Below are 7096 nucleotides of genomic sequence, written 5' to 3' on the forward strand. Positions count from 1 at the left end.
CGACAGCTACAGATAACAGCGGTACGGTGAACCAGACAAGCAACATTGCACCGGGATCGGCCTTCCCTGTGGGAACAACCGAGGTGAAATATACAGCCACTGACGGGGCTGGCAATCAGTCAACCTGTAGCTTCAATGTTATAGTAAATGACACTCAAAACCCATCGGTAATTACCAGAAATAGAATTTTCACTCTTGATTTGGATGAAGATGTTATTTTGGTTCCTTCTGACATTGACAATGGTTCATCCGACAACTGTGGAATTCTTTCTTATGAATTAGACAAGACTTTGTTTACTGCTGCAGACGAAGGTGAAAATACAGTGACACTAACAGTGACAGATATTAATGGTAATCAAGTACGTGAAGATGCTACTGTTACCATTAATATCAATATTGATCAGGAACCTTGTGCAGTAGAATTAGAGATATCGAGTATCACCGGACCACTTGATCCCAATCCAGTGAACTCCACGATTCAGGTTTCTGCAACAGTTGTGGGAGATGTCGTGGAAGCTAAATGGATATGGGATAATGAACAAGAAACTGTCCTCAGTGCTCCTTTTGGTGATTTTGCTGCTCAATACACCTACACCACTCCTGGTGTTTACCAAATCAAATTGGTGGTGAAAGATGCCTGCGGAAATGAAGTAGAAGGTTTGACTGATTTAGCTGTGATTTTCGATCCTGATGGAGGCTTTGTAACAGGTGGAGGATGGATATGGTCACCTAAAGGATCTTATTTACAAAACTTGGATTCTGAAGGAAGGGCCAATTTCGGATTTGTGGCCAAATATCGAAAAGGAAGTAACAAAGTAGATGGGCATACAGAATTCCAGTATAGAGATGGCAATTTGAACTTCAATAGTACCAATCATCGCTCGATGTCCTTGGTAGTGGCCGGTCACAAAGCTTTATACAAAGGGGAAGGAACTATCAATCGGGAAGCTGGATATTCATTTATGGTGTCCGTGATCGATGGTAATCTCAAAGATCCCATTGAGAGTGACAAGTTCCGGATGAAAATCTGGATAACAGATACGGGTGAACTGGTTTATGATAATCAGATCGGAGAAGACGAAAATGCAGATGCTTCTTCGGATATATCAGGCGGAAGTATAGTTATCCATCAGCCAAAATCAAAAGGCAAAAACAAGTCCATTGATGCCAACGGATTGACCATTGTTCCTTGGAACACTCCTTTTGAGGAAATAAAGGATTTTGAACTGCTGATTACCGATGAATATGGACAGGAAGTCAATCTGAAAGTCGATTGGTCAAAGGAAGGTTATGATCCATTGGTTTCCGGAATGTACACCATCACGGGTAGCTTAATGGAGTCCATTTCTTTGAAATTGCAGTATGAAGTCCAGATGTATGTTATGGTGGAGGAAAAAGGTCTTCCAATTGACATTGAGATTGACCGGAACATCATACCAAAATCTATTGTTGACGGGGAGGTGATTGGTACACTTAGGACTATTGACCCTGCTGATGATATTCATACCTATACGATATTGGAAAATGAATTTGTTGACTTGGATGGTGACAGGGTGGTTTGGAAAGGTGCTCAATTCCTCAAAAATGAGATGAAGCTGATGGTTTCGAGTACGGATAGGGTAGGGCAGACCATTCAAAGGGAGATTACACTGACCAGAGAAGTAATTCCAAATCAGGTAATTGTTTATCCCAATCCTGCTACTTCTGAAACTAATGTAAGAGTGGATATCTTTAAACCTTCAAAAGTAGCTATAAGGCTATATGATGCCAAAGGGGTCTTGGTAGTTGAAATTGAGGAAGAACACAGTGAAACATTTATCGAAAACCTTAATCTTGAAGGCATCGCCAATGGAATGTATCAGGTTCAGGTTCAAATAAACCATCAGGTCATCACCAAGATTCTAGTAAAGAACAATTAAATCCCTTTTTACACATTCAGGTTGGAGAACAGGATTCCGGTTCTCCAACCTATTTTTTTACCATAGGATTGACCATAAAATCCCCATACAATTCAGTGGATTATGTTTGAAATGATAGGTATCCCAAATATCGTTCGGTAAGCGCGAACCAGAAGTTGATTTTTTAAAGGCAGCCCACCAAAAGCTGCATATCGATGCAGCGTTTTTATTGACGCATAGTTAACCAGATTTCCTTATCAGTATGTTTGGTTCAGGATTATAACTTACAATTTCTGATTGCTGAATAATTATTCAAAACTGGATTTATTTCGTAAATTGTATCATGCAAACAATGAAAAAGTACATCACCATAGATCCTGAAATCCAAAATGGACAGCCGGTGTTCAGTGGAACTAGGGTTCCTGTAGAAACATTATTCTGGCACTTGGAAAAGGGTATTTCCATTGATGAGTTTTTAGAAGATTTCCCCAGTGTCACCAAGCAACAAGCTATTGGGGTTATTAAAATTGATGGTGGAGGAAAATTTTGATGTCTTATTTACTTTTGACCGGAACCTCCAATTCCAGCAGAATTTTAAAAAATATCCAATTTCTGTAATCGTAATCCATGCCCAAGATAATGCCTATTTGACTTTAAAAGGACTTGTCCCTAAAATAAGAATAGTTTTAAAAAGTAAAATGTCAGTTGGACCTATTGTAGTGAAAGCTAGTAAGTGAGTGATTCCCACCTTTATTCCTTACTATTTTTGGGAGAAAGACCATTTCATATTCAACCCTTACCTAGACCTAAATTCAATTCAACATTTGGCACTTTACGCCCAGTTTGAATTCTAGTGGATTTAAAGGATAGACTTATATAAGAAATATTTGTAGGTTAATCCGCCAGTTGGGAACCTTATGATCACATTTGAATTGACATTGTGAAAAATAAATAATCCGTACATTGTAAAAAAGCTTACTAATATTACAAAACAAGTATTTATAAACTGAACCATTGAGGCTTTAGAAAAACTTCCCGAAGATAAAGTCAGTGAAATTGCAGAGTTTGCGGATTTTGTACTCAAAAAATATAAAGAACTAATTATTCAAAAGGGAATAGAAACTTTGGTCAGCAAGTCTGATAGCTTTGCTTTTCTGATTGAAGAAGAGGATTTATATGATGAAAGTGATTTAAAAGAAAACTATGAAGAACAAAGAATTGCAGACTAAACAAAACGGAACAAAAGCAGTATGGGCAGGTCAAAGTGAATTGTTTTTTCATGGAGCAACCCAAGTGCCTATCGTAAACAGTGTGACATTCGGTTATGAAAACGTGGATGACTGGTTTGATGTAGCTGTTGGTAAAAAAGAAGGACATATCTACAGCAGAAATACCAATCCAACGGTTGCGGTTTTTGAGGAAAAAGTAAGGGTCCTGGAAAATGCCGAGGCAGCTACCAGTTTTTCTACCGGTATGGCAGGCATCAGCAATACCTTGTACACTTTGCTAAATCAAGGGGATAGAGTGGTTTCCGTAAAAGACACCTATGGTGGTACAAGCATAATTTTTTTAGAGTTTATGCCAAAAAAAGGGATTGATGTTACCCTTTGTGAAACGACCGATCATGATGAAATAGAAACTGAGGTCAGAAAAGGATGTAAGGTACTTTATCTCGAAACACCCACAAATCCTACATTAAAGGTATTGGATTTGAAACGCCTGATTCAGGTAGCCCATGAGGTTGGTGCTATAGTAGTTGTGGACAATACATTTGCCACACCGATAAACCAGCAACCACTGGCATTGGGAGCAGATTTAGTGCTGCATAGTGCCACAAAATATTTAGGAGGACATTCCGATGCTATGGGTGGTGTGGTTTGTGGGAGCAAGGCGTTGATTGACCAAATATTTCATTACAGAGAAATCAATGGTGCCACGCTTCATGCCAACACGGCCTATATGCTGTTGAGAGGGATTAAAACTTTAGAATTAAGGGTTTTGCGGCAAAATGAGAATGCGATGAAATTGGCAGAATACCTTCAGGATCACCCAAAAGTTGATGCTGTTTTTTATCCTGGCCTGCCATCACATCCAAGTCATGAAATTGCCAAAGGACAAATGACAGGTTTTGGTGGTGTACTTGCGTTTTCATTAAAAGGGGATTTTGAAAATGTAAAAATATTCTTGAACAACTTGGAATTGGCTCACTTAGCGGCAAGTTTAGGCTCGGTAGGGACGTTAATAGGACCTCCAAAGGTTACAAGTCACGTGGAGGCAACTGAAGAAGAGAGAAAGCAATTAGGAATACCTGAAAGTTTAATCCGCTGTGCGGTAGGAATTGAAAATATTGAAGATATCATTTCTGATTTCCATCAGGCGCTTTCAAAAATTTAATTTAATTTTCAACACTATGAGCCTTCAAAAATATCAACTTAAAACAAGTTTAGTGCTTCTAATGAATTTGTGTTAAAAATCCGTCAGTCCGCAAAGTACGAAACCATTTAAAATATCTCTTAAAATGAAAATCCTCAACTTTTTATTTTTAATCACCATCACTCTATCATGTTCTGAATCAGGGAAGCAAACCAACTTATCCGAAACCGAACAATGGAAGTTGGGCTGGAGGATGATTTCTTCTTCCTGGAATAATGATCATCAATTGGTGGAAAGTCAGTTTGATTTGCTACGGACCCAAAATCACAAAATAGATCATAAATTCTTAATAACCGGATTGAAAACACTTCATGCGCTTGGTAAACGGGATAAAATCGATTCAATCTTAAATGATCTGGATGCTGAACAACTTCAGGAAATATGCAAGAGTGACTTATTCGTTCTGGAAATGAAAGACGTGAAAGTCTGTGAAAATATAGAACCTTATGTAGTGAAGAATGCCGATTTACAGATGGAACTGATCAAAATGTTTGTAGATGACCAAGCAGTACGGGGAAATGTGATGGAGGATCTTATTGAAAAGTATGGACTGAATAAAGATGAGGTCACTCAGGGTGAAGACGGGTTCTCCTCAGTAGATTCTAAAAACAGGCACAGATTAAAGGAGATTTTTTTGGAATATGGGTTTCCGACCAAAGAGATGGTCGGAAAGGATGCCATGCATGGAGTTTTTCTGATGATCCAGCATGCAGATGGTGAAACAGGTTGGCAGAAGGATCAATTGTCGAATATTGAAAATGCAGTCAAGAAGGGAGACATGGATGGGCAAAGTTACGCCTACCTGTATGATAGGATAAAAATCAACAATGGGGAAAATCAATTATATGGCACCCAATTCTCAGATGTTGATCCAGAGAACGGAACCGTGACATTGGCTGAAACAGCCGACATAGACAATTTGGATCACCGAAGAATGGAAATCGGAATGATGCCGATAGAGATGTACAAGGAATTGATGTTGAAAAACATTCAAAAGTAAAATGAAGGGAAATTTATCCCTTGGAGGTTTTGGAAGATTAAACTCATTCTCATTCAAAAAAGCTTCTGACAATAATTCTATTTCAAAAATATTTTACCTTGGATTTTTATGGGATTGATTTTAGTTTGGGTAATTGGGAAATATCCGGCGCTCATTGCGCTTATGGTTCCTATAGGATTCATTAGTGCCATAAGTGGCGGAAGGCAGAACGTTACCAGCAATGCTAAAATAGACAACTCAATGAAAAAAATAACCGACATAAATCAAGGGGACTTGTTGACATTTAGAACGGCTGATAAGATTTATAAAGTTTTGATCTGCACAAGTACAAATAAAGAAAAAAGTCCTCAAAATTTTACTTTTGCCGCTTTGACATATGACGACACTGAAAAACCGACTGTTGAAAAAATTTTAAATTGTGAGTTTTGGGGGATTGGAAATACAAAGAATGATTATTTTAAATATTCCGACAGTGAGCTTAATCAAATGTGGACTTTCCATCCTGAGAACAAGCCATACTTTTTAGGCTCATTTGGACTTTTCATTTGGAGAAAGGACTTTATGAAATTTAGAGACAACTTTGATTTTATTGGAAATTTGAAAATTGTTGACAATCTTGACAAAAATGGAAATGGTGGAATGAATGCAAGTGATTGGAATTATATTCAAGACTTTTTCGCCAACAAAATAAACTCTGTTTTGATTGAAAGGGGACAGAAAACATTTAAAGTAAAAGCAATAACAAAGCACTAAAATTGGATAACAACAAGAAGCATAGCTGGTAACATCAACTTGGATACAGCGGGCGGTATCGAGTAAATACGAAAATCAGTATCTATAGAAAGGTAGGAATAAGTTTAAAGAATATGGCTCCGAATGCCCGCCGTCTCCAGCTGAACCACGTTGGGACGACAAAAAAGCAGACAATGTATAATTCGAAAATATCTATACGCCTTTCAAAAATTACCGACTTGCCTGAACTACAAAAAATATTTGTGGGCACCATTTCGACAATTTGCAATGAGGACTATTCACCTGAACAAATAAAAGCTTGGACTTCTTCCATTAAAAACACCCAACGATGGACGGATAAATTAACTTCACAATATTTTCTCATTGCTGAGTTGGACCACAAAATAGTTGGCTTTGCTTCATTGGAGAATAATAATTATTTGGACTTCCTTTCTGTTCACAAAGACCACCAAAGACAAGGTATTGCAGACAAACTTTATTCTGAAATCGAAAAAGAAGCGATTAAGAGGGGAGGGACTGTTCTGAATTCAGACGTTAGCGAAACCGCAAGAAAATTTTTCTTAAAAAATGGTTTTAAAACACTCGCACCTCAGACAAAGATTATTAATGACGTAGAAATCATAAACTTTAAGATGGCGAAACAGCTTAACTTCAACGACAGACATTACAATACAAAGAAAAATGCCTTTTAACATTTATAAGTAAACCCTTTTCTGATCCATGATATTTTAGTGGAGTTGATTTATATGATCATAGCAAAGGTATAAATTAGCTTAATAAATAGTCTAACCTATTTTTCCAATAACACAAAATATTTATTGTTTATCAATAAATATTTACCGATGTTTGTGACATCACAATAAATATTTACCGATGTCAAAAACAAATAACTTCGTATTTAAAGGCCTCCTCATTGTGGCTTGGGCCATCTTTGTCGGATTGTGCAATGAAGCAGGTGGCTTGCTGGTAAATTTCTTTTTCAGTCTGTATAGGCCTGAATTTGTCCAGAATC

Annotated in this window: 6 protein-coding genes; all 6 read left to right on the top strand. The window is 37.5% G+C overall.

The features are described from left to right. Positions 1–1919 (top strand): HYR domain-containing protein (locus tag ACEW8O_RS15245; protein ID WP_373495482.1); only part of this gene is annotated, 1919 nt, incomplete at its 5' end. 331 nt (positions 1920–2250) lie between these two features. Beyond that, positions 2251–2448 carry a DUF433 domain-containing protein gene (locus tag ACEW8O_RS15250; RefSeq protein ID WP_373495483.1) on the top strand — a complete coding sequence of 66 codons (198 nt, stop codon included), beginning with the start codon at positions 2251–2253 and terminating at the stop codon, positions 2446–2448. A 653-nt stretch (positions 2449–3101) separates the two neighbouring features. Beyond that, positions 3102–4292 (top strand): cystathionine gamma-synthase family protein, encoded by a 1191-nt coding sequence (locus ACEW8O_RS15255; protein WP_373495484.1) that lies wholly within the window; start codon positions 3102–3104, stop codon positions 4290–4292. Positions 4293–4416: 124 nt separating this feature from the next. Continuing rightward, on the top strand, positions 4417–5331 hold the full coding sequence (locus ACEW8O_RS15260) for a DUF6624 domain-containing protein (protein ID WP_373495485.1): 915 nt from the start codon (positions 4417–4419) through the stop codon (positions 5329–5331). Between the two features lie 108 nt (positions 5332–5439). Next, positions 5440–6084, top strand: a complete 645-nt coding sequence (locus ACEW8O_RS15265; protein WP_373495486.1) for a hypothetical protein — start codon at positions 5440–5442, stop codon at positions 6082–6084. Positions 6085–6197: 113 nt separating this feature from the next. Then, positions 6198–6776 carry a GNAT family N-acetyltransferase gene (locus ACEW8O_RS15270; protein ID WP_373495487.1) on the top strand — a complete coding sequence of 193 codons (579 nt, stop codon included), beginning with the start codon at positions 6198–6200 and terminating at the stop codon, positions 6774–6776. Positions 6777–7096: the final 320 nt, after the last annotated feature.

This window comes from Aquiflexum sp., from assembly GCF_041749095.1.
Lineage (GTDB): Bacteria > Bacteroidota > Bacteroidia > Cytophagales > Cyclobacteriaceae > Aquiflexum.